The 21,953-nt window shown below is 59.9% G+C and carries 17 protein-coding genes and 4 tRNA genes; 11 read left to right on the top strand and 10 right to left on the bottom strand.

From position 1 onward, the window contains the following. Positions 1–3 precede the first annotated feature (3 nt). The 3 genes from PFZ56_RS27450 to PFZ56_RS27440 form a co-directional block, all read right to left on the bottom strand. Entirely contained in the window at positions 4–1,290 is a 1,287-nt protein-coding gene (locus tag PFZ56_RS27450) for an OmpP1/FadL family transporter (protein ID WP_102880539.1), read from the bottom strand. 144 nt (positions 1,291–1,434) lie between these two features. Beyond that, positions 1,435–1,917: a hypothetical protein gene (locus PFZ56_RS27445; RefSeq protein ID WP_110651482.1), complete on the bottom strand. Its 483-nt coding sequence runs from the start codon at positions 1,915–1,917 to the stop codon at positions 1,435–1,437. Between the two features lie 272 nt (positions 1,918–2,189). Next, complete coding sequence (locus tag PFZ56_RS27440; protein ID WP_025127035.1) at positions 2,190–2,414, bottom strand: hypothetical protein; 225 nt, start codon at positions 2,412–2,414, stop codon at positions 2,190–2,192. An 880-nt stretch (positions 2,415–3,294) separates the two neighbouring features. On the opposite strand from PFZ56_RS27440, the gene PFZ56_RS27435 reads away from it, so the two are divergent. Both PFZ56_RS27435 and rmuC read left to right on the top strand, forming a co-directional pair. Further along, positions 3,295–3,618 carry a sel1 repeat family protein gene (locus PFZ56_RS27435; protein WP_102880537.1) on the top strand — a complete coding sequence of 108 codons (324 nt, stop codon included), beginning with the start codon at positions 3,295–3,297 and terminating at the stop codon, positions 3,616–3,618. Between the two features lie 176 nt (positions 3,619–3,794). Continuing rightward, positions 3,795–5,162 (top strand): DNA recombination protein RmuC, encoded by a 1,368-nt coding sequence (gene rmuC / locus PFZ56_RS27430; RefSeq protein WP_170001972.1) that lies wholly within the window; start codon positions 3,795–3,797, stop codon positions 5,160–5,162. 12 nt (positions 5,163–5,174) lie between these two features. On the opposite strand, the gene PFZ56_RS27425 is transcribed toward rmuC, so the two are convergent. Further along, entirely contained in the window at positions 5,175–8,648 is a 3,474-nt protein-coding gene (locus tag PFZ56_RS27425; RefSeq protein ID WP_102860768.1) for a PAS domain-containing hybrid sensor histidine kinase/response regulator, read from the bottom strand. Between the two features lie 133 nt (positions 8,649–8,781). After that, positions 8,782–9,327: a TetR/AcrR family transcriptional regulator gene (locus tag PFZ56_RS27420; protein WP_102880535.1), complete on the bottom strand. Its 546-nt coding sequence runs from the start codon at positions 9,325–9,327 to the stop codon at positions 8,782–8,784. Between the two features lie 92 nt (positions 9,328–9,419). On the opposite strand from PFZ56_RS27420, the gene PFZ56_RS27415 reads away from it, so the two are divergent. The 3 genes from PFZ56_RS27415 (at position 9,420) to PFZ56_RS27405 (ending at position 13,909) form a co-directional block, all read left to right on the top strand. After that, on the top strand, positions 9,420–10,625 hold the full coding sequence (locus PFZ56_RS27415; RefSeq protein ID WP_170001901.1) for an MFS transporter: 1,206 nt from the start codon (positions 9,420–9,422) through the stop codon (positions 10,623–10,625). 174 nt (positions 10,626–10,799) lie between these two features. Further along, positions 10,800–11,951, top strand: a complete 1,152-nt coding sequence (locus PFZ56_RS27410) for a TDT family transporter (protein WP_110594681.1) — start codon at positions 10,800–10,802, stop codon at positions 11,949–11,951. Positions 11,952–12,034: 83 nt separating this feature from the next. Further along, the gene (locus PFZ56_RS27405; RefSeq protein WP_110594679.1) at positions 12,035–13,909 is read left to right on the top strand and encodes an MFS transporter; all 1,875 of its coding nucleotides are present in this window, start codon (positions 12,035–12,037) and stop codon (positions 13,907–13,909) included. A 63-nt stretch (positions 13,910–13,972) separates the two neighbouring features. Here PFZ56_RS27405 and sugE read toward each other — a convergent pair whose 3' ends face one another. The 3 genes from sugE to rdgC all read right to left on the bottom strand — a co-directional run bounded on the left by sugE (position 13,973) and on the right by rdgC (position 16,370). Continuing rightward, positions 13,973–14,290, bottom strand: a complete 318-nt coding sequence (sugE, locus tag PFZ56_RS27400; protein WP_016967450.1) for a quaternary ammonium compound efflux SMR transporter SugE — start codon at positions 14,288–14,290, stop codon at positions 13,973–13,975. Positions 14,291–14,396: 106 nt separating this feature from the next. After that, the gene (locus PFZ56_RS27395; RefSeq protein WP_110651486.1) at positions 14,397–15,374 is read right to left on the bottom strand and encodes a bile acid:sodium symporter family protein; all 978 of its coding nucleotides are present in this window, start codon (positions 15,372–15,374) and stop codon (positions 14,397–14,399) included. 75 nt (positions 15,375–15,449) lie between these two features. Then, positions 15,450–16,370, bottom strand: coding sequence for a recombination-associated protein RdgC (gene rdgC / locus PFZ56_RS27390; protein ID WP_016967448.1), 921 nt, complete (start codon positions 16,368–16,370; stop codon positions 15,450–15,452). 160 nt (positions 16,371–16,530) lie between these two features. Between rdgC and PFZ56_RS27385 the strand changes: the two genes are divergently transcribed. The 4 genes from PFZ56_RS27385 to PFZ56_RS27370 all read left to right on the top strand — a co-directional run bounded on the left by PFZ56_RS27385 (position 16,531) and on the right by PFZ56_RS27370 (position 17,061). Continuing rightward, a tRNA-Val gene (locus tag PFZ56_RS27385) sits at positions 16,531–16,606 on the top strand. 19 nt (positions 16,607–16,625) lie between these two features. After that, positions 16,626–16,702: transfer RNA gene (locus tag PFZ56_RS27380), tRNA-Asp, on the top strand. 187 nt (positions 16,703–16,889) lie between these two features. Continuing rightward, positions 16,890–16,965 (top strand) — tRNA-Val (locus PFZ56_RS27375). 19 nt (positions 16,966–16,984) lie between these two features. Continuing rightward, positions 16,985–17,061, top strand: a tRNA-Asp gene (locus tag PFZ56_RS27370). Positions 17,062–17,201: 140 nt separating this feature from the next. On the opposite strand, the gene PFZ56_RS27365 is transcribed toward PFZ56_RS27370, so the two are convergent. Next, a complete protein-coding gene (locus PFZ56_RS27365) occupies positions 17,202–18,371 on the bottom strand; it encodes a catalase family protein (RefSeq protein WP_262379382.1) in 1,170 nt (389 codons plus the stop codon). Next, entirely contained in the window at positions 18,368–20,176 is a 1,809-nt protein-coding gene (locus PFZ56_RS27360; protein ID WP_170001899.1) for a di-heme-cytochrome C peroxidase, read from the bottom strand. The genes PFZ56_RS27365 and PFZ56_RS27360 overlap by 4 nt, the downstream gene beginning before the upstream one ends. A 267-nt stretch (positions 20,177–20,443) precedes the next feature. Here PFZ56_RS27360 and PFZ56_RS27355 point away from each other — a divergent pair, with 267 nt between their 5' ends. Then, a complete protein-coding gene (locus PFZ56_RS27355) occupies positions 20,444–21,157 on the top strand; it encodes an FKBP-type peptidyl-prolyl cis-trans isomerase (protein ID WP_102860775.1) in 714 nt (237 codons plus the stop codon). Between the two features lie 291 nt (positions 21,158–21,448). Continuing rightward, positions 21,449–21,904, top strand: a complete 456-nt coding sequence (locus PFZ56_RS27350; protein WP_102880528.1) for a YkvA family protein — start codon at positions 21,449–21,451, stop codon at positions 21,902–21,904. The last annotated feature ends 49 nt before the right edge of the window (positions 21,905–21,953 follow it).

Here is a 21,953-nt window from a genome sequence, read left to right as displayed (position 1 = left end):
GATTTAGAAGCGGTAGGTTGCACCTACGCCGAAACCGTTCGCGCTGTTGTCGTACTGGGCGTTGTAAGTCTGGCCAAGGGCATTGCTGCGGTTGACGTTGACTTTCTCTTCCTTGAGGTAGGAGTAGGCAACGTCGATGGTCAGGTCTTCGGTTGGGCTCCAGCCGGCACCCAGGCTGAAGATGGTCCGGTCGCCGGTAGGAATGCGTGGTGAACGGTCAGTGTTGTTGGTTGGCGCCTGGTCAAAGGTCAGGCCAGTACGCAAGACCCACTGTTTGTTCAACTGGTAGGACGTACCGATGGCGTAAGCCCAGGTGTCATGCCAGTTCTGCTCTTCCTGGATGCTGCCCAGTTTCAGCGTCGGGGCCAGTGCGCCACCTGTTGCAGCGGTGACACCCTCGTTGTTGACGGTGATGTCTTTCAGGCGGCTCCAGCGGGTCCAGGTGGCACCGGCATAGAGTTTCCAGGCATCGTTCAGTTCCTGGGTGACCGAGAGGTCGTAGGACTCTGGAGTGTCGATTTTCAGGGAGGCGTCGTAGCGGTTGCTTTTCAGGATGCCTGGGTTGGTGCCGGCACCGGCGGTGACATCAGTGTGGCCTTCCAGTTTGTATTTCACTTTCGAGTGGTAGGTCAGGCCCACGCGGGTGGTGTCGGTAGCCTGGACCAGCACGCCGATGTTGTAGCCATAACCAACGTCGTCACCCTTGATTTTGACTTTGCCGTCATTGGGCGAAAAAGGGGTAGTCAAGGCTGATTCCAATACACCGGAAATACGGTTGATGGTCGGGCCAAAACCGATCGAAACCTTATCGTTGAAGGCGTAGCTTACGGTTGGCTGGAACGTTACGACCTTGACTTCGCTTTTGCTGCCGAAGTTACGTCCCTGGAAGCTGCTTTCATAGTCGGTGACCAAACCAAATGGAGCATAGACCCCCAGGCCGAACGCCCATTGGTCATCGATTGGTTTGACGTAGAAGCCCATAGGCACGGCAGTTAAGGGCACCATATCGCCCTTGTTGGTGCCCTGGCGGCTGCCACTGGTGTTCCTGAGGTCGGTGGACGCATCGATAGCCGCCATACCGCCAGTGACTTGCTGGCGTTTCAGGCGCGACATACCGGCAGGGTTACCAAATACAGTACTTGCATCATCGGCAGCGGAAGAGCGGCCAGCAAAGCCAGTACCCATGCCGCTGATGCTTTGTTCGTTAAGAGCAAAACCGCTGGCGAAGAGTTGGGTAGAGGCAAGTGCAACCGCGAGACTGATGGTGGATTTGAGCATGAATTTTTTCATTATTAGAACTCCTGGTGATCACCGAGGCGAAAACTACCAACATTTCGGCTACGGCGCTATAGGCTGTAACAGTTGATTTAGAGCGGTTTTGTAGGACAATCCGACCAGAATCGGGGTTTTTCTCCGATTTTGTGAAGGTCGGTGTCAGCAGGCGAGCAGGCTCAACGGTGAAACGCAGGTTTGCCAGGCGCAGGCGAAATCTCTCAAACGTCCTTGTGGTTGAAAGGTCTTCCTCCAGATACGGGCCATGCCGAGCAGATCGTCGGCTGCGGGGAGTGGAGTGTGCTGTTGTTCCACCAGCAACCAGGCGATGGCGGTGGCATAACGCAGATTGACGGTCAGTTCCAGGTGCGGTCCGGCGAGGAACGCATGTTGGCTGGCCAGTCCTCTCACCAGGCTGGCCCGTTCCGGGTCCAGCGCCAGGTAGTGATCCCAGAGGTCCTGGTGGCGCACTTCAGTGATGCGGTACAGGCCGTGGCCGCGGCGATCGTGCAGTGCCGAGCCCAGCGCCGACTGACTGGCGGCAATGCCCAGCAACAAGGCTTCAGCGGTTTTGCTATGACTGCCCAGGTACATCAGCGTCGGGCGAATGACATAGCGGCACAACTCGCTGGCGGCGATACCCATAATGCCCTCGTGGGGGGGGAGGTGGCCGGCGAAACCCGAAGGTGCTTGGCAGCAATGAAAGGATCAGGTTTGCCGGAAGCGGCGCGGGCCGCCTGACTTGAAGTGTAGTGTCATATCTATGTTGTAAAGGCCTGTTTTTAAAACATTTCCGAGCTCTTGTTATAAGCCTTATACCTATTGGTACTTTGGTTGGAGGAGTGGATTGGTAAATCACAGGCAATAAAAAGCCCCGCGATCAGGCGAGGCTCTTGGGTTTTCAGCACTCTGGCGTATCAGGCCACCAAGGCCTGGCGTGTACGCTCGATCACTGCCTGCAGCGGTTCGGCGCTGGAGTATTGATCGGGATACAGGCGTTCGCTGTGACGGGCGATGCCGTGTTCATTGACCAGGGTGAAGCTGAAGCAGCCTTTGCGAGTGGCCATGATCAGGCAGTTCAACGGCGCAAAAGCGTGGGTTAGGGTGCGAATGGCATCCTGAGTCTGGATTTGAGTAGACATAATTATTAGGTGTTCCTACAAATGACACGGTTAAGAACCGTGCAACGTTAAAACGTTCCAGTAACGTCGACCACTATTGGTCAGACGAAGAACCCGACTGGAACAAAGCAGCCAGTTGCAGCGCTTTAATAAGGTTGCGCTAGGGGCTGGCAGGTAGGTACTTAGGAGGGCAGGCAACACAGCAAGGGCAAAGGTTCTGGGCCCAGGGTGGAGATCCTGATCAATTTGCAGGTTGGTTCGGTCAGAGTAAGTAACTTGGGCACGGCCTTTGATTTCGTTTCAAGGGCTGTGTCAGTTTGAGAATTACCTGGAAACCAGCGAGGTGGTCGGTCCTTGATGTTCGACGTTGTTCTCGTTAGGAGAGGTGTCGGCGGGACTTGTTCGACCAGAATTGACTTTCAGCTTGGTACTAACGGGGCGGAGTCTATCGGGTTGAAGGTAGGAATGCAAGTGTGCTAGGAAAAATGTTCCCTGGGCAACGACGTCACGGGGTGACGATTGTGTCACCTCCGACACGGCGGGGTGTACGAAAGTGGTGCATTGCCGACGTCAATTTCCGCCCAGTTGTGCACACTTGTTGTGCCACATGTCACCGGGTTGTCACCTTCCCCAAGGCTTGCTCCATAGCCTGTCTCGAGAATTTAAGTCAATGATAAACATCGTCTTTTTTTACTGGTGAAAAAATCGTCAGTTTGACTGCAGAGCCCGTCTCATGGGGCTTTGAGAGGGTTGTAGAGGGGTTGTCCACTGACTTATCCACAGCTTCTGTGGATTGTCCCAAGCGCTTGCTCTAGGACGGGCGTGCTGGCTCTTTTTTGACTTTACCCGAGCGAAAAAAGGAGTAGAGTGGCGCGCCTTCCGATCTGCCCCACAGTGCTTTATGAAGTTTCGCTCAGTATCACCTTCTGTTACCGCCCTCCCTGACAGTGTTACCGAACCCAAGCGTTTCTCCTTGCGTGTGGCTTTGTGGTTGCTGGACAGCCCGCGCCTGGGACACAACCCTAACGTCAAGCACTTTGCCGGACGTTTACTCAAGCAGCCGGCCCGGGAAGGCGTGGTCGCGGCGCAAAGTCGCCTGGGTCAGTTGATGTGCCGCGAGTGTGGCAACGCCCGGGACCGCCGTATCGGTCACGACCTGTTGCGCCAGGCAGCCCGCGCCGGTGACCGTCGTGCTCAACTGGAGCTGGGCCGTATCGAAGACTGAGGCTGTCCAACGCCCGGTGGCTTGGTTAACCTTCGTTCCTTATTTCGCTGACAGGAATTGCTATGGCTATGGACTTGACCAGCCTGCTGCTCGGCCTGGCGGGAGCGGCGCTGCCGTTACTGGTGCTGGCCTGGCAACTGCAGCGTCGCGCCAGTTCCAGCCAGTCCGAGCTATCACTGCTGGAAGAGCGTCTGGCTACGGCCCTATTGGCCCAGGAAGGACTCATGGCACAACTGGATGCCAGTCGTGATGAAGTCAGTGACCTGAGTCAGGCCAATGCTTTGAAGCAGGCGGACCTGGCGGCTGTGCGTCGAGAGGTCGAGTTGCTGCAGATTGAACGGGACAACGCCCGTGACGCTGCTCACGCCTGGAACCTGGAGCGTGCTGCCAAAGAGAACGAGTTGCGACGTCTGGATGCCCAGGCTGCCTCGTTACAGGCTGAGCTACGAGAGCAGCAGGAAAGCCACCAGCAGCGCCTTACCGATCTGCAAGGGTCCAGGGACGAGCTTCGGGCCCAGTTCGCCGAGCTGGCGGGCAAGATCTTCGATGAGCGCGAACAGCGTTTCGCCGAGACCAGCCAGCAGCGACTTGGGCAGTTGCTGGACCCGCTCAAGGAACGCATCCAGTCGTTCGAAAAAAGGGTCGAAGAGAGTTATCAGGCCGAGGCCCGCGAGCGTTTTTCCCTGGCCAAGGAGCTGGAGCGTTTGCAGCAACTGAATCTGCGCTTGAGTGATGAAGCCACTAACCTGACCCGCGCCCTCAAGGGGCAGAAGACCCAGGGCAATTGGGGGGAGCTGATTCTTGAGCGGGTACTGGAGCACGCAGGCCTGGAGAAGGGACGCGAATACCAGACCCAGGTCAGCCTCAAAGGGCCGGACGGTGAGCGCTTCCAGCCCGATGTTCTGATCATGCTGCCGGGTGACAAGCAGGTGGTGGTGGACTCCAAGGTCAGCCTCACGGCCTACCAGCAGTATGTCGGAAGCGACGATCCACAGATTGCCCAGGCGGCGCTGAAGCAACATGTGCTGTCCCTGCGCAATCACGTCAAAGGCTTGGCCGGCAAGGATTACAAACGTCTGGAAGGTTTGCACAGCCTCGACTTCGTACTGCTGTTCGTGCCCATCGAAGCCGCATTCTCGGCAGCCCTGCAAGCCGAGCCCAACCTGTTTCAGGAAGCGTTCGACCGGCATATCGTCATTGTCAGCCCAACCACCTTGCTCGCTACTTTGCGGGTAATCGACAGCCTGTGGAAGCAGGAGCGCCAGAGTCAGAATGCCCGGGAAATCGCCGAACGGGCGGGCTGGCTCTATGACAAGTTCGTGCTGTTTATCCAGGATCTGGATGAAGTCGGCAACCGCTTGCAGCAACTGGACAAGGCATATGCCGCCGCGCGCAACAAGCTCACCGAAGGTCGGGGCAATCTGGTCAGCCGCAGTGAGCAGCTCAAGTTGCTGGGGGCCCGGGCCAGCAAGAGTTTGCCGGCAGATTTGCTGGAGCGGGCCATGACCGATGCCGACGGGCGAGAGTTGGAGTTGCCGGAGTAGCCCGGCACTGGCTCAGCCCAGAGGCAGATGACGACTCAATAGGGCGCGCAAGGCTGCCGGTTTTACGGGCTTGGCCAGATAGTCCAACCCTGCCGCGTGCACCTGGGCGATCATCTCCGGACGCCCATCAGCACTGATCACCACGCCAGGCACCGGCTCCCCCAACTGAGTGCGTAGCCAGGCCATGACGTCGGTGCCGGTTTCGCCATCGTCCAGGTGGTAGTCCACCAGCGCCAATTGCGGGCGGATGCCTTCCTTGAGCAGCGCCGCGCACTCTTCGCGGTTCCGGGCAGTCCAGACTTGGCAACCCCAGCGTGTCAGCAGGCTGTTCATGCCGATCAGGATGCTGTCTTCATTGTCCACACAGAGCACCTGCCCGCCGTTGAGGGACTGCCCGTTGAGTTCCACCGCTTTGCCCGGCGCGACCACGCTACTGCGGGCCAAGGGGACGTTGACACTGAAAACGCTGCCCTTGCCGGGCCAGGAGCGTACCTGCAACGGATGGCCGAGGACCCGGCACAGGCCGTCGGCGATGGCCAGGCCCAGTCCCAGGCCTTTTTCGGCGCGGGTCTGGTGGCTGTCCAGGCGCTTGAACTCTTCGAAGATCACCTGCTGCTTGTCCCGGGGGATGCCCGGTCCCCGATCCCAGACTTCAAGGCTCAATGAGTCGCCCCGACGACGCACTCCCAGCAAGACCGGGCCCTTGGCATAGCGGAAGGCGTTAGTCAGGAAATTCTGCAGTACCCGCCGCAGTAACTTGCTGTCACTGTCGACCCGCAGACGGCTGCCGCGCACCCGGAATTGCAGGCCCTGCTCATGGGCCAGGGCCTTGAATTCCGCCCCCAGGGTGTCGAATAGCTCGTTGAGGGCAAAGGGTTTGCGATCGGGGGTGATCTTGCCGTTTTCCAGGCGCGAGATATCCAGCAGGTCGCTGATCAGGTCTTCGGCAGAGCGCAGTGAGCTGTCCAAGTGCTGCACCAGCTGCTGGGCTTCGACAGAGAGTCCGTCATTCTGGTGTGAAAGGGCGGCGGAGAACAGCCGTGCAGCGTTCAGGGGTTGCATCAGGTCGTGACTGACGGCCGCTAGAAAGCGCGTCTTGGATTGGTTGGCCGCTTCCGCCGTGCCCTTGGCTTCGGTCAGCGCAGCATTGAGTTGCGACAGTTCATGGGTGCGTTCCGCCACCCGTTGTTCCAGGCCCTCGTTGGCCTCGGTCAGGGCCTGCTCGGCTTCGCGGAACGGGGTGATGTCGGTGAAGCTCATGACGAAGCCGCCACCGGGCATCGGGTTGCCGATCAGTTCGATGACCCGGCCGTTGGGGAACAGCCGCTCGGAAGTATGGGCTCGTCCCTGGCGCATCCAGTGCAGGCGTCGGGCGACGTGGACCTCCGCTTCGCCGGGGCCGCACAGGCCGCGCTCGGCGTTGTGGCGAATGATGTCGGCAATCGGCCGGCCAACGCTGATCAGGCCTTCGGGGTAATTGAACAGCTCCAGATAACGACGGTTCCAGGCCACCAGTTTCAACGACTGGTCCACCACACTGATGCCCTGGGTGATGTTTTCGATTGCGCCTTGCAGCAGTGCGCGGTTGAACTGCAGCACTTCAGAGGCTTCGTCAGCGATGCGCACCACGTCTTCGAGTTGCATCTCCCGGCCTTCGATAGCGGCCTTGACCACGGCGCGGGTCGAGGAGGCGCCAAGGACACCGGCGAGCAGGCGTTCGGTATGGGCGATCCATTCGCCGTCGGCGTTCTGATTCGGGTTGAAGCCTTTGCCCTGACGATAGGCGAAGCGGATGAAACTCTGGCGGGCACGCTCTTCACCGACAAAGCGCGCGGCCAGTTTCAGCAGGTCGTCGATCTGCACTGCCAGCATCGAACGTGAGCTGAGGCGACCGCTGATTTCCTGGCCGATGAAGCGTCCGGCCTGCCAGTGTTCGGAAACCCGGGTGCGCGACAGCACCGAGACCCAGGCGAACAGGGTGAAGTTGCCGGCCAGTGACAGCACCACGCCCTGGGTCAGTGGTGTGATGGGCAGGTCCAGCGGATTGCCGTGCAGCCAGGCCAGGCCGGGGAAGCTGCTCAGGGACCAGCCCAGGCTGTGGGCAGCGATGGGCAGGACCAGGGTGTAAAACCAGATAAAGGTGCCGGCGGCGAGTCCGGCAAACACCCCTCGACGGTTGGCCTGTTTCCAGTACAGCGCGCCAAGCATGGCCGGCGCCAGTTGAGTCACGGCGGCGAATGCAATCTGGCCGATGGTGGCCAGGCTGGCGGTGGAGCCCAGCAGGCGATAGCTGACATAGGCCAGCAACAGGATGACCACGATGCTGACGCGGCGCACCGAAAGCATCCAGTGACGGAACACTTCGAAGGGGCGTTCGGCGTTTTTATGTCGCAGCAACCAGGGCAGCAACATGTCGTTGGAGACCATGGTCGACAGGGCCACGCTGGCCACGATCACCATGCCGGTGGCGGCCGAAGCGCCGCCGATGAATGCCAGCAGGGCCAGGGCGGGATGGGCCTGGGCCAGGGGCAGGCTGATGACGAAGGAGTCCGGCAGCACGCTGCTGGGCAGGAGCATCTGCCCGGCCAGTGCGATGGGCACCACGAATAGCGCAGCCAGGGCCAGGTAGGCGGGGAACACCCATTTGGCCAGGCGCAGGTCCTGGGGCTCGATGTTCTCGACCACGGTGACGTGGAATTGCCGCGGCAGGCAGATGATCGCCATCATCGCCACCCCGGTCTGCACCACCATCGACGGCCAGTTGATGGTTTCCTTCCAGTACTGCTCCAGACGGGGCGCGAGCATGGCCTGGTTGAACAGATCGTCGAAACCGTCATAGAGGCCGAACGTGACGAAGGCGCCGACGGCCAGGAAGGCAAACAGCTTGACCAGGGATTCGAAGGCAATCGCCAGCACCATGCCCCGGTGGTGCTCGGTGGCGTCGAGGTTGCGGGTGCCGAAGACAATGGTGAATAGCGCCAGGATCAGCGACACGATCAGTGCCGTGTCCTGGGCGCGGGTACCCATGGCGTCGGCTCCGGCGCCGATCAGCAGGTTCACACCGAGCACGATGCCCTTGAGTTGCAGGGCGATGTAGGGCAGCACTCCCACCAGGCAGATCAGGGCTACGACCACCGCCAGGGATTGGGACTTGCCGTAGCGGGCGGCAATGAAGTCGGCAATGGAGGTGATGTTCTCCTGCTTGCTGATCATCACCATCTTCTGCAGCACCCAGGGGGCGAACACCAGCAGCAGGATGGGGCCCAGATAGATCGGCAGGAAAGCCCAGAGTTGTTCGGCCGCCTGGCCCACGGCGCCAAAGAAGGTCCAGCTGGTGCAATAGACGGCCAGCGACAGGCTGTACACCCAGGCCCGCACCCGCGGCGGAAGGGGCGCGCTGCGACGGTCGCCATAGAAGGCGATGGCAAACATGATGGCCATATAGGCCAGGGCAACGGCGGCAATCAGCCCGCTGGACAACGACATGGAAACTCCGAAGCAAAGACGCCGGGCACGTCAGCCCGGCCAGACAGTCTGGCACGATGTTGAGTTGACGTCAGTGTCGACCAAGGTATCAGCGCGGCCTGATGTCGCAGGGCCTGACGGTCGTTCGGGCGGGCTAGGGTTGCAGGGCGAGCTCGATCATTTCATGGAGTTCCGACACCGGTAGCGGCGTGGCGGAGAACAGGATGCGAAACACGGTCGGCGCCACGATCAGGTTCAGCAGGCGATCGACGTCCGGCAGGCGTTCTTCACTGTCCTGATAGCGTTCGAGGAGGGTCTGCAATTGAGCGCTGAGGATAGTCACGCAATAGCCTGGAGTCGCGCTGCATTGCACGTCGCGCATCATGTTGCGTCCTGGCTCCGAACTCATTTCATCCAGGTACTGCTCGGCCCAGGCTCGCAGGTCGCCCCGCAGGCTGCCGGTGTTGGCCGGTTCGCTGTCCGGACGCATGCGTGCCAGTGCAACATCGGCCAGCAGGGCTGACAGGTCGCCCCAGCGTCGGTAGATGGTCGAGGGGGTGACGCCGGCGCGAGTGGCGATCTGCGGCACGGTCAAGGACGAGCGGTCCTGCTCCTCAAGGAGCTGGCGGACTGCCGTATGGATGGATTCCTGAACCCGGGCGCTACGGCCGCCTGGGCGTAAAGCTTCTTTAATAGCCATGGGAACGAACCTTAACACAAAGAATTTGCTTTAAGCCCGGGGCGGTAGCACACTGCGCAAAAGCAAAATATTAGCTTTAGTGGAGCGTGCTTATGTCCGGTGCTATCGACACCTGTGTGTCCAACCGTCGCAGTTTGGTGTTTCTGGCCATTACCTTGCTCAGTTTTCTGGCGGCCTCCAGCGTGCCGACACCGCTTTATCACCTTTACCAGGAAACCCTGCATTTTTCTCCGGCGATGCTGACCTTGGTATTCGGGGTCTATGCCCTGAGTCTGCTGGCCGCCCTGCTGACGGTGGGGTCTCTGTCGGACTACCTGGGGCGGCGGCCGGTGATCTTTGCCGCCTTGCTCCTCAATGTCCTGGCGATGCTGCTGTTTATCAATGAAAGCGGGGTGCAGTGGCTGATTGCTGCACGGGTGATGCAGGGCTTTGCCACTGGCATGGCTACCAGCGTACTCGGCGCCGCGTTGCTGGATACCGATCGCCAGCAAGGCCCATTGGTCAATAGTGTTGCGCCCCTTCTGGGCATGGCGTGCGGCGCCATGGGCGCCAGCTTGCTGGTGGAGTTCGCGCCGTTGCCGCTACAGCTCAGTTACTGGTTGCTGTTGGGGTTGTTCGTGGTCCAGGCCCTGTATGTCTGGCGCTTGCCGGAAAGTGTCAGTCCGCAACCTGGCGCCTGGGCCTCGTTGCGGCCCACATTGCATGTACCGCTGCAAGCGCGGCGAGCGTTATGGCTGGCGTTACCGGTGGATGTGGCGGTATGGGCTGTGGGCGGCTTTTATCTGTCCTTGGCCCCGTCACTGGTGCGCGCCGCTACCGGGTCAACCTCGAACTTGACCGGCGGCGCTCTGGTGGCGGTGCTGACCCTCAGTGGTGCAGTGATGATCTTTTCTCTGCGCCAGCGACCGGCGGACAAGGTCCTGCGCCTGGGGGCCGGGTTGTTGGCGGTGGGGGTGATGCTGATCCTCGGCGCAGTGCACAGTGCCAGCCTGATCCTGTTCTTCCTTGGCACCCTGGTGCTGGGCAGCGGTTTCGGTGGCGGATTTCTTGGCGCGCTGCGCAGCGTAATGCCCCTGGCCTTGCCCCATGAGCGCGCGGGCCTGATGTCGGCGTTTTATGTCCTGAGTTATCTGGCGTTCTGCCTGCCGGCATTGCTGGCGGGCAACCTGACCCGCAGCTTCGGCCTGATTGCGACTACCGATGGCTATGGGGCCGTACTGATCCTGCTATCCCTCGGCGCTCTTCTGGTACTGCTGCGTCGCCCGGTGCCGCCATGTTGCACAGCACCTGGGAATTGAGCGTGTGGCTCATCCACTGAAAGAACATCCTGGGTACTGATGATCGAGTTTGAAGGCAGCGCCTCGGACTTAATATCTATCCAGTAGATAACAGATAGAGAAATTACCCGTTATATAGATATTCGATTAGGTTCTACCATGGGCTCCACCTCATCTGAGGACAGGAGACACGTCATGCCATGCACCCACAGCGTCAAAGCCGGCCGCCGGCCCTTGAGTCATCTGCAACACCCCCGTGAAGCCATTCGCCAATTCACCCCCAACTGGTTTGCCGCCACCATGGGCACTGGGGTTCTGGCCCTGGCGCTGGCCCAGTGGCCGGCCCAGGTTCCAGGCCTGCATCAGGTAGCCGAAGGATTCTGGTGGCTGACCATTGCCCTGTTCGTGCTCTTCACGGTGATGTATGCCGCCCGTTGGGTGCTGTTCTTCGATGAGGCGCGGCGAATTTTCGGTCATTCAACTGTCTCGATGTTCTTCGGCACCATTCCCATGGGGCTGGCAACCATCATCAACGGCTTGCTGCTGTTCGGCATTCCCCGCTGGGGTGAGGCGGTGGTGCATCTGGCGCAAGTGTTGTGGTGGCTGGACGTTGCCATGTCCCTGGCTTGCGGGGTGTTGATCCCCTACATGATGTTCACCCGGCAGGAGCACAGCATCGATCAGATGACCGCCGTCTGGTTGCTGCCGGTGGTGGCGGCTGAAGTGGCGGCGGCCAGCGGCGGCTTGCTGGCGCCGCATCTGGCGGATGCTCACGCCCAACTGGTGATGCTCAGTACCAGCTATGTGTTGTGGGCTTTTTCGCTGCCGGTGGCTTTCAGCATCCTGACTATCCTGCTGCTGCGCATGGCCTTGCACAAATTGCCCCACGAAAGCATGGCGGCCTCGAGCTGGCTGGCCCTGGGGCCGATCGGTACCGGCGCCCTGGGCATGCTGGTGCTGGGGGGCGATGCCCCGGCGATCTTTGCCGCCAATGGCCTGTCCGGCGTCGGCGAGATTGCCGCCGGCCTGGGGCTGGTGGCGGGCCTGACTCTATGGGGCTTCGGCCTGTGGTGGATGTTGATGGCGGTGCTGATCACCCGGCGTTACTTGCGCGAGGGCATTCCCTTCAACCTCGGTTGGTGGGGCTTTACCTTCCCGCTGGGTGTGTATTCGCTGGCCACCTTGAAGCTGGGTAGCACTTTGCACCTGGGATTCTTCAGCGTATTTGGTGCGGTGTTGGTAGCGGCCCTGGCGTTGATGTGGCTGATCGTGGCCAGGCGTACAGTCCAGGGGGCCTATAAAGGAGAGCTGTTTGTTTCGCCGTGCATTGCGGGCTTACGGAAATAATCGCCAAAGATAGGTAAGGTTGTGGCCTGGATCGATATTCGACATTCCAATAACAGTATCCACGCCACTCAGGGACATGGAAGATGAGTCACCCTTCGCAGTTCACTTTGCTCCGCAAGCGGCGGTTCCTGCCGTTCTTCATCACGCAATCCCTCGGCGCCTTCAACGACAACATCTTCAAGCAGTCGTTGATCCTGGCCATTCTCTACAAGCTGAGCATCGAGGGTGATCGCTCGATCTGGGTCAACCTCTGTGCCTTGCTGTTCATCCTGCCGTTCTTTCTGTTCTCGGCCCTGGCCGGGCAGTTCGGTGAGAAGTTCGCCAAGGATGCGCTGATTCGCCTGATCAAGCTGGGGGAGATCGCGATCATGGCCGTGGGAGCGGTGGGCTTCGTCTTCGACCATCTCTGGCTGATGCTGGTGGCGCTATTTGCCATGGGTACCCATTCGGCGCTGTTCGGCCCGGTGAAATATTCGATCCTGCCCCAGGCCCTGCGTGAAGAGGAACTGGTGGGCGGCAATGGCCTGGTGGAAATGGGGACTTTCCTGGCGATTCTGGCCGGGACCATCGGCGCGGGGATCATGATGTCCTCGGCTCATTACGCCTCTATTGTCTCGGTTGCCATCCTGGGCGTCGCGGTGTCGGGGTACCTGGCAAGTCGGGCCATTCCACGGGCGGCTGCTGCAACCCCGGACATGCGCCTGAACTGGAACATCTTCAGTCAGTCCTGGGCCACCTTGCGTCTGGGCTTGGGGCAGACACCGGCGGTGTCGCGGTCGATTGTCGGCAACTCCTGGTTCTGGTTTGTCGGGGCAATCTACCTGACTCAGATTCCCGCCTATGCCAAGGAGTGGATGCACGGCGACGAGACGGTGGTGACCCTGATCCTCACTGTGTTTTCGGTGGGTATCGCGGTGGGCTCGATGCTGTGCGAGAAGCTTTCGGGGCGCAAGGTAGAGATCGGCCTGGTACCGTTTGGCTCCTTTGGCCTGACGGTATTCGGCCTGCTGCTGTGGTGGCATTCCGGTGGTATCCCGGAGAGTGTCAATGGTCATGGCTGGCTTGAAGTGCTGGGCTTCGGGCATGCCTGGTGGGTGTTGTTCGACGTGCTGGGGCTGGGGGTATTCGGTGGCTTCTATATAGTGCCGCTGTATGCGCTGATCCAGTCGCGTACTCCGGAGAATGAACGGGCCCGGGTAATTGCTGCCAACAATATTCTCAATGCGCTGTTCATGGTGGTGTCGGCGATTGTTTCCATCGTCATGCTGAGCATGGTCAAGCTGACCATTCCCCATCTGTTCCTGGTGGTGTCGCTGCTCAACATCGCGGTCAACGTCTATATCTTCAAAGTGGTGCCCGAGTTCAGCATGCGGTTCATGATCTGGCTGCTCAGCCATTCCATGTACCGCGTCGAGCATCGCAATCTGGAGCAGATCCCCGATGAAGGGGCGGCGTTGCTGGTGTGCAACCACGTGTCGTTCGTCGATGCCTTGTTGATTGGCGGCGCGGTGCGCCGGCCGATTCGCTTCGTGATGTACTACAAGATCTACAACCTGCCAGTGCTGAACTTTATCTTCCGCACCGCCGGTACCATTCCTATCGCTGCACGGCATGAAGATCTGGAAATCTACGAAAAGGCCTTTAAACGTATTGCCCAGTATCTGCGTGACGGTGAGTTGGTGTGCATTTTTCCCGAGGGCAAGCTGACTGCCGATGGTGAGATTAACGAGTTCAAGGGCGGCCTGACACGGATTCTCGAAGAGACCCCGGTGCCGGTGATTCCCCTGGCACTGCAGGGCTTGTGGGGCAGCTTCTTCAGTCGCGACCCGAACAAAGGGTTCTTCCATCGCTTCTGGTCACGAGTGACTTTGGTGGCCGGGCCAGTCGTAAGCGTGGAGGCCACCGAACCCGCGCAGTTGCAGGCGCTGGTGGGGCAGTTGCGCGGCAGTCGTCGCTAGGATTGCAGTGAATACAAAAACGCCCGCAGCATTGCGGGCGTTTTCATTACTGTGCGGCGGCGGTCAGCTGGCGCTGACTTTCAAACCCACCAGGCCGGCGATGATCAGCGCCACGCTGGCCAGGCGCACCAGGGCCATGGATTCGCCGAACAGGATGATCCCTGCGATCACCGTGCCAATGGCACCGACCCCGGTCCAGATGGCGTAGGCCGTGCCCAGGGGCAGCTCCTTCATGGCCAGACCGAGCAGGCCCAGGCTGATGGCCATGGCGAGGATGGTCAGGGCGGTGGGCAGCGGACGGCTGAAACCGTCGGTGTACTTCAGGCCGACAGCCCAGCCCACTTCAAACAAACCGGCAAACAACAAAATGATCCAGGACATGCTGACCTCATCGGTTGATGGGGTCGTCCCCACAAATAAGTCACTCGATTGAGTCGCGAGGTCGTCCTCGCGCTGCGCAGTATACTGCTCAATGCGGCTCGGTCGATCAGTTTTCAGCTCGGTTGCCGACTCGTTGTGTTTCCAGTTTTTGCTCGCTTTTGTCCCTCATGCCGCGGAAGTAGGTCGAGAGCAAGGCCCCGGAGATGTTATGCCAGACGCTGAACAGGGCGCTGGGTACTGCCGCCAGTGGAGAGAAGTGGGCGCTGGCCAGGGCGGCCCCCAGGCCGGAGTTCTGCATGCCGACTTCCAGTGCCAGGGATTTGCGTTGTGCCAATGGCAGCTTGAAGAGTCGGCCGGTGAAATAGCCCAACAGGTAGCCGAAGCTGTTGTGCAGCATCACCACCGCCATGATCAGCAGTCCGGACTCGGCGATTTTTGCCTGGCTGGCCGCCACCACGGCGGTGACGATGATGACGATGCTCACCACCGAAACCAGCGGCAGTACCTCCACTGCATGTTGTACTCGATGGCCCAGCACGCGCTGGGCCAGCACGCCCAGCACGATCGGCAGCAGCACTACTTGCAGGATCGACCAGAACAGTTCCATGAAGGACACCGGCAGCCAGGCCGAAGCCAGCAGCCAGATCAGCGCAGGGGTCAAGAGTGGCGCGAGCAGGGTGGTGACTGCAGCAATGGCCACCGACAGGGCGAGGTCGCCCCGGGCCAGCCAGGTCATGACGTTGGACGAGGTGCCGCTGGGGCAGCAACCCACGAGAATCACGCCGACGGCAATTTCCGGCGGCAGATGGAAGGCCTGGCAGAGTAGCCAGGCCACCCCGGGCATGATCACGAAGTGCGCGACCACTCCCAGTGCGACGCGCCAAGGATGACGGGCCACTTCGGCGAAGTCTTCGAGTTTCAGGGTCAGGCCCATGCCGAACATCACCAGGCCCAGCAGCGGCACGATGGCGCCCTTGAGGCCGATGAACCAACCGGGTTGGAAGAATGCCAGGACGGCGAAGATCAGTACCCAGTAGGCGAAGGTGTTGCCGACAAAGCGGCTCAGTGCAGCCAGTGCTCGCATGACCTGTTCCTTATTATGTGAAAACGCCACCGAAGGCGGTGGCGTCTATAGCGGGGCGGCTATTGGAGCAAGGCGTCAGATGCCTTGCGGAATCTCCTCGCCACCCAGGGCCTCGAACAGCGCCGGTAGGAAGTCGCCGAAAGTCAGCATCATCAGGGTGAAGCTGGCGTCCTGCTGGCCGAGGGCTTCATCGCCGCCGTCTTGTTCCGCCTGATCCTGCAGCAGGTCTTCGAACTTCAGGCGCTTGACCACCATCTTGTCGTCGAGCATGAAGGACAGTTTGTCCTGCCAGGCCAGGGACAGTTGGGTGACCACTTTGCCGGTGCTCAGGTGCAGCTGGATTTCCTCGCCGGTCAGGTCCTGGCGCTTGCAGCGCACGATGCCGCCGTCTTCATGGGTATCGCGCAGTTCGCACTCATCAAGGACGAAGAAATCGTCGGCGGCTTTCTGGGTCTTGACCCAGTCGGTCATGATCGCGCTCGGAGCAATCTTCACGGTCAGTGGACGTACTGGCAGGGTGCCGAGGACTTCACGCAGAGTGGAGAGCAGGTCTTCGGCGCGCTTGGGGCTGGCGGAGTTGACCAGAATCAGCCCTTGTTTTGGGGCGATGGCGGCGAAGGTCGAGGAGCGGCGGATAAAGGCCCGGGGCAGGAACGCCTGGATGATTTCATCCTTGATCTGGTCGCGCTCCTTCTTATAGACCTTGCGCATCTGCTCGGCTTCGATCTCTTCGACCTTTTCCTTCACCGCGTCGCGCACCACGCTGCCAGGCAGGATACGTTCTTCTTTGCGCGCTGCCACCAGCATGAAGTCCTGGCTGACGTGCACCAGCGGGGCGTCTTCACCTTTGCCGAAAGGGGCGACGAAACCGTAAGTGGTCAACTCCTGGCTTGCACAGGGGCGCGCCAGTTTGGTCGCCAGTGCAGTTTCCAGCGCCTCAGCATCAAAAGGCAGATCTTGGGTCAGGCGATAGATCAGCAGGTTTTTGAACCACATGGGGTGAATCTCTCCTTTATACAAAGGAGGGCATTATTCTCTTCGCTGCTGCTCAGGCCAACCCTTCGCTAAGCCTTTGGAAGGCCTGAAAAAATTATTATAAAAAGTGCTTGCCAGAGTGGGGGCTGCTCCGTAGAATGCGCGCCACACCGAACGTGAAGGGTGATTAGCTCAGCTGGGAGAGCGTCTGCCTTACAAGCAGAATGTCGGCGGTTCGATCCCGTCATCACCCACCATTCGCATTCAGTGTTACGCGCAGCGGTAGTTCAGTCGGTTAGAATACCGGCCTGTCACGCCGGGGGTCGCGGGTTCGAGTCCCGTCCGCTGCGCCATATTCGGTAACCTGGAACACTGAACGCCAGGTCACCACAGAAAGCCCGCTAGCGCGGGCTTTTTGCTGTAAAGAGTTTGTGGGTAGTGCGGCATTTCATGGGAATTCAGATTTTTTTGATAAAATTATCAATTAAATCAACACTTTAAGAATTTCTGTGGCATAATGCGCCCCGCAACGAAGGTAAAGGGTGATTAGCTCAGCTGGGAGAGCGTCTGCCTTACAAGCAGAATGTCGGCGGTTCGATCCCGTCATCACCCACCACTTACTTTCAACGCTACGCGCAGCGGTAGTTCAGTCGGTTAGAATACCGGCCTGTCACGCCGGGGGTCGCGGGTTCGAGTCCCGTCCGCTGCGCCATATTCGATAACCTGGAACACTGAACGCCAGGTCATCACGGAAAGCCCGCTAACGCGGGCTTTTTGCTATCTGGGGTTTGGCTTTAGGCAAATCTGGCACCCCCAAAAGCGGCCCGCAGGCCGCTTTTCTTGTTTCAGGGCTTACTGCTCGGCGTTACGGCTGTGCCGGTAGTCACTGACAGCTTCGTAGACCGCTTTGCGCAAGCGGTTGATACCACCGATAGGGCGATGGGCCTCAATGCCGAACCAGGGATTGAAGGATTGATTGTCGCAGGCGAGGTTTTGCGCAGGAGTGTCGAAGTCCTGGGCGGGGATCGTCAATCGGGCCACGGTTTCAAACGGGGCGTCGCTTTCTTTCCACTCGATGCTGGTGTCTTCGATCGGCATGAACCGGCTCGGATCCTGGCGCTGGATCTGCAGCACGAAGCAGGCTGGCATCCGATCGGTGGAGAGCTGCTGGGTCAGTGCGCTGCGCAAGAAGTTGGGCAGGTCCTGGTTCTGCGCTGGCAAGTTGTAGGCCGGGCAGCTGTCCGGGTCCGGCATGACCCGGAACTTGGCGTTGGCGTTACCGAACTTGTAGGGCGAGACCGAAAAGTAGGTCGTCTGGGTCGGGCTGGCTGGTGCTGGTGACAACGTGGCCAAGGCGATGAACAGATGGCGGATCTGCCAACTGCGAGGATCCCAGCCAGGGAAGAAGGCGCCGACTTTCTTGCCATCCGCCTGGGCGGCAATGTTCTGTTGATACTCCGCCACATCGCTGATGAAGAAGTTCGGATGATTGAACATCACGAAGTCCTGCTCGCGTCGCGCCGATTCCGCGGGGATCAGCTGTTGCCCAGGAACATCCAGCAGTTTGATCGCCATGCCGCGGGCATCGCGAATGCTGTCGAACTGCGGATAGGCATTGCCGTTGGACAAACGCACGGTCGCTTGCCAGATCTGGCCGGGGTTTGCGAATACACCCTGGCGCAGTTCCGAATTCAGGTCCTTGAGCACCTGGACCTCGGCTTTCACGCAGCCATGAGCCTTGGCGTGGGCATCGCGCAGGTAGCGCGTGCCTTCGCGGTGTTGATCGACGATGCGTACGGCGGTCTGGATGATGTCCTGGGTGCGTGCGGCTTCATCGGCGGGAATCTGCTCCTGCACTGCCACCGGACCACGGTGCTGCCAGGCGAACCAGGCGCTGCCCAGGGCCCAACCCAGCAGGCCGATGCCGGCCAGCAACAACAGAGTCTTGCCCAGCAATGCACCGAGGCTTAGCCAGAGCCTGGCCAGCAGTGACGGTCGTTTTCTTGCGAGATCGAGTTTCATGGCAGTTGTGACTCCAGCGGTCCGCCTAGCACTTTCAAGTATTCCAGCAGCGCCCAGCGCTCTTCGGGTTGCAGCAGAGGGCCGATGACGCCGTTGCCACGCTGGCCGGCACGGAATTCGTGGCCGCTGTTGTGGTTGCCGCTGATGCGGGTATCGAATTCAAAGCCATTCTTGAAGGCTTCCGGGCGATAGCCCAGGTGCTTGGGATCGTATTCGAAGGTGCCTCGATAGAAGGTGGTGGAGCGTTCGGATTGCGGCGAAAGCAGTTGATACAGGTTGGGCACCGAGCCGTTGTGCAGGTAAGGCGGTGTCGCCCAGACCCCAGCCAGTGGCCGGGCCTTGTAGGCACGCAGCTCCCGTACGCCGATCGGCAGGCCATAGCCATCCAGCCGTGGCTGTTCCTCGGGAGTGACCTTGGCATCGCGGTAGGCACGTTCCTCGACGAAGGCGGTGATATAGGCCAGGCCCTTCGCGGCCGAGAGTTGGCTCAGGTCAAGTGGTTCAGTGGGCGTCGGGTGCAGTTCGACGTTGGACTTGGCCAGTTCGGCGGTGTCCCATTGCAGGGCACTCAGGTCATAGCGCAAGTCGGCGATGTTGCTGGCGGAGTTCGGGTCGGTACCAATCACCGAAACCGGGAGCATCTTCAGTTGCTGCACTGGGCGGCCGTTGCTCTCGCTCACTGTCGGTAGGTGACAGCCGGCGCAGTGGCTGGCGAACAGGTCGCGGCCCTTGGCAGCAAGAGGTTTATCGACAGTGCCCAGCAGTGCCTCAGGCCATGTGGGAGGCTTCAGGCGCTGCAAGGTTTCTTCTATATGGTTGAGGTCGCGAACCCGCACACTGGACGGGTAGCGGGCATCGCCGGTGAGGGGCTGGCCGTTGCTGTCGAACAGATTGAGGGTGGCACCGACCCCCAGGGCCTCGCCTATGTTGCGGGCCATGGGTTGCTGTGCGGAACCATTCCACTGCACCCAATCGAAGGTCCAGATGTCCCACAGTTGTGGGTAATCCACCGGGGCGTTGGCGATCCGATAGTTCTGCGCAGAAATGGCATCGCCGAAACTGGCGTTGGCGATGCGGCCGAAGGCATCGGTACGGCCCGGGCCTTCCTCGGTGGGATAGAGGCCACGATGGGTGTCGTTCCAGGCGACTCGGAGGAAGGTGTCCAGCGAGGCCTTGAATTCCTTGCGCAGTTGTTCATGTTGCGCGTCATAGTCTGCGCCCAGCACTTTGCGGGCGAAACGCTCGAATTTCCATGGGTTGTAGTAGGTGGTGGCCAGACTGGCTACCAGCGCCTGGCCGAAGCTGCCGCCGCGCAGGGTTGGCACGCTGGAGGGCAGGACGTGTTGCGCCGATCCGCCATCGATTCGCAATGCCTGATGGTTGAAGCGCAGTTCCCCGGTGTGGCAGGCGGCGCAGGTGATGTCCAGGTACTGTTCCGGGCTGCCTGGGTTCTGGTGTCGGGCGAACCCTACTGGCAGGTTGCCGGGATTCTGCGCGGTGGCTTTCTGTCCGGGCTGAACCAGGAATCCGAAGCGTGCCAGGTACTCCGGCGCTGCAAAGGACTGCTTGGAGAAGGGCAGCTCCAGGGCGGTGAACCATTCATAGCGCAGGCCTTTGACCTGAGTGCCTTGGGGGGTGAAATAGTACGTCTGGCGGTCGGCGGCGTCCCACTGGTCCAGATAGTGCACCTGCTCGACGGGCACATAGTCGGGAAGCTTGGGGTTGGCGATGTAGTACACAACCACGGCCAGGGCTATGCCGATCAACACGGCAATCAACAGCAATACACGGTAGATGAGGCGCAAGATGTACGTCCTTGTCGAATTTGCTTTCCTTATGCCTGAGCGTCTCTGACGCGGCAAGTAGCCATTACTTGCGCTATGGTTATTCGCGCTCGTTCCAGCGCCTCACCGAGCCGCCTGAGCGGGCGTTCCCCAAAGCATAAAACGTGTTTAAAGACGTGAACTTATCGGACATTTACTACTCTTACGCCGGTAGCCATTGGTCGTGGTCGCCTGATAAGCTCGCGGCTTTATTCGATTGCCCTTTAGGCGCATGAACAAGGAAATAGCATGAAACAGCATCGGTTGGCGGCGGCGGTGGCCCTGGTTAGCCTGGTACTTGCGGGGTGTGACTCGCAGACCAGCGTAGAGCTGAAAACCCCGGCGCAAAAAGCTTCCTACGGTATCGGCCTGAACATGGGCAAGAGCCTCGCCCAAGAAGGCATGGATGACCTGGATTCCAAAGCGGTAGCCCAGGGCATCGAAGATGCCGTTGGCAAGAAAGAACAGAAGCTGAAGGATGAGGAACTGGTTGAAGCCTTTGCCGCGCTGCAAAAGCGTGCCGAAGAGCGCATGGCCAAGATGAGTGAAGAGTCGGCTGCTGCCGGCAAGAAATTCCTCGAGGAAAACGGTAAGAAAACCGGCGTGACTACCACTGCTTCCGGCCTGCAGTACGAAGTGCTGAAGAAGGCTGATGGTCCTCAGCCCAAGTCGACTGACGTGGTCACGGTTCACTACACCGGTACTTTGACCAACGGCACTGTATTCGACAGCTCGGTAGAGCGTGGCAGCCCGATCGATCTGCCTGTCAGCGGCGTCATCCCGGGTTGGGTTGAAGGTCTGCAACTGATGCACGTGGGTGAGAAGTACAAGTTGTACATCCCTAGCGATCTGGCCTACGGCGCACAAAGCCCAAGCCCGTCGATCCCGGCCAACTCGGTTCTGGTGTTCGAACTGGAGCTGCTGGGTATCAAGGATCCAGCCAAGCAGGACGCCGCCAAGTAACCTGTCTCTGCGCCTGAAGCAACGCCCCGTTTTTACGGGGCGTTGTCGTTTCTGCGGGCCACTGCTGGTAAATATTCCGAACCGGCGCCATCGTAGGTGGTCAGAACTGGGTATCGGCGGTGGGTAGTCTGTGAAGGCCGCCAAGTCAATGAAATTATGGGTTTTTTTATGTGAGTAAAAAACGCCCGATCTGAGCTAAGCCCTTATGAAACGGGGCTTTCAGCTGTGAAAAATAGCTCTGTTCACAAGGTTATCCACAATTTGTGTGGATAACATTTCAGTGGAGTGATGATGAAAGCACCTTGGAGTTTTGCTCGCTTCCTGCCCCTGGCTGGTCGGTTGCTGAGCCGCGGTCGTTTACCGACGCTGCTGTTTGCCGTGGCCAGCAAGGGGGCCAGCCAGGGTGGCCGTCTGGGCAAGGTCAAGGAGGATCTGCGCCTGCTCCAGGCACTGTGTCTGGCTTACTGGCGAGGTGAGTATCGCGCTGTCAGCCCCAAGGCTTTGCTATCGGTAGTGGCAGGATTGATGTACTTCCTTAGCCCGGTGGACGCGATCCCCGATTTTCTCCCGGTATTCGGCATGCTCGACGACATCGCCGTGCTGGCGTGGTTGATGAAGACCCTGGATGACGAACTTGGTGCCTTCCGCGCCTGGCGCAACCGCCAGATGCCGGAAAAACTGGCGGTGGTTGAACGCCTGCCGGATACACCGGAACAACTGCAGCTGGAGGGGCCGCGGAAAAACTGAAGCGATTGACTCGCTCTCTCAACAATCATGCTCCCCGCGACCGCCGCCG

This window comes from Pseudomonas danubii, assembly GCF_042980055.1.
GTDB classification, from domain to species: domain Bacteria; phylum Pseudomonadota; class Gammaproteobacteria; order Pseudomonadales; family Pseudomonadaceae; genus Aquipseudomonas; species Aquipseudomonas danubii.
This window is presented reverse-complemented; position numbering and strand designations above follow the sequence as displayed.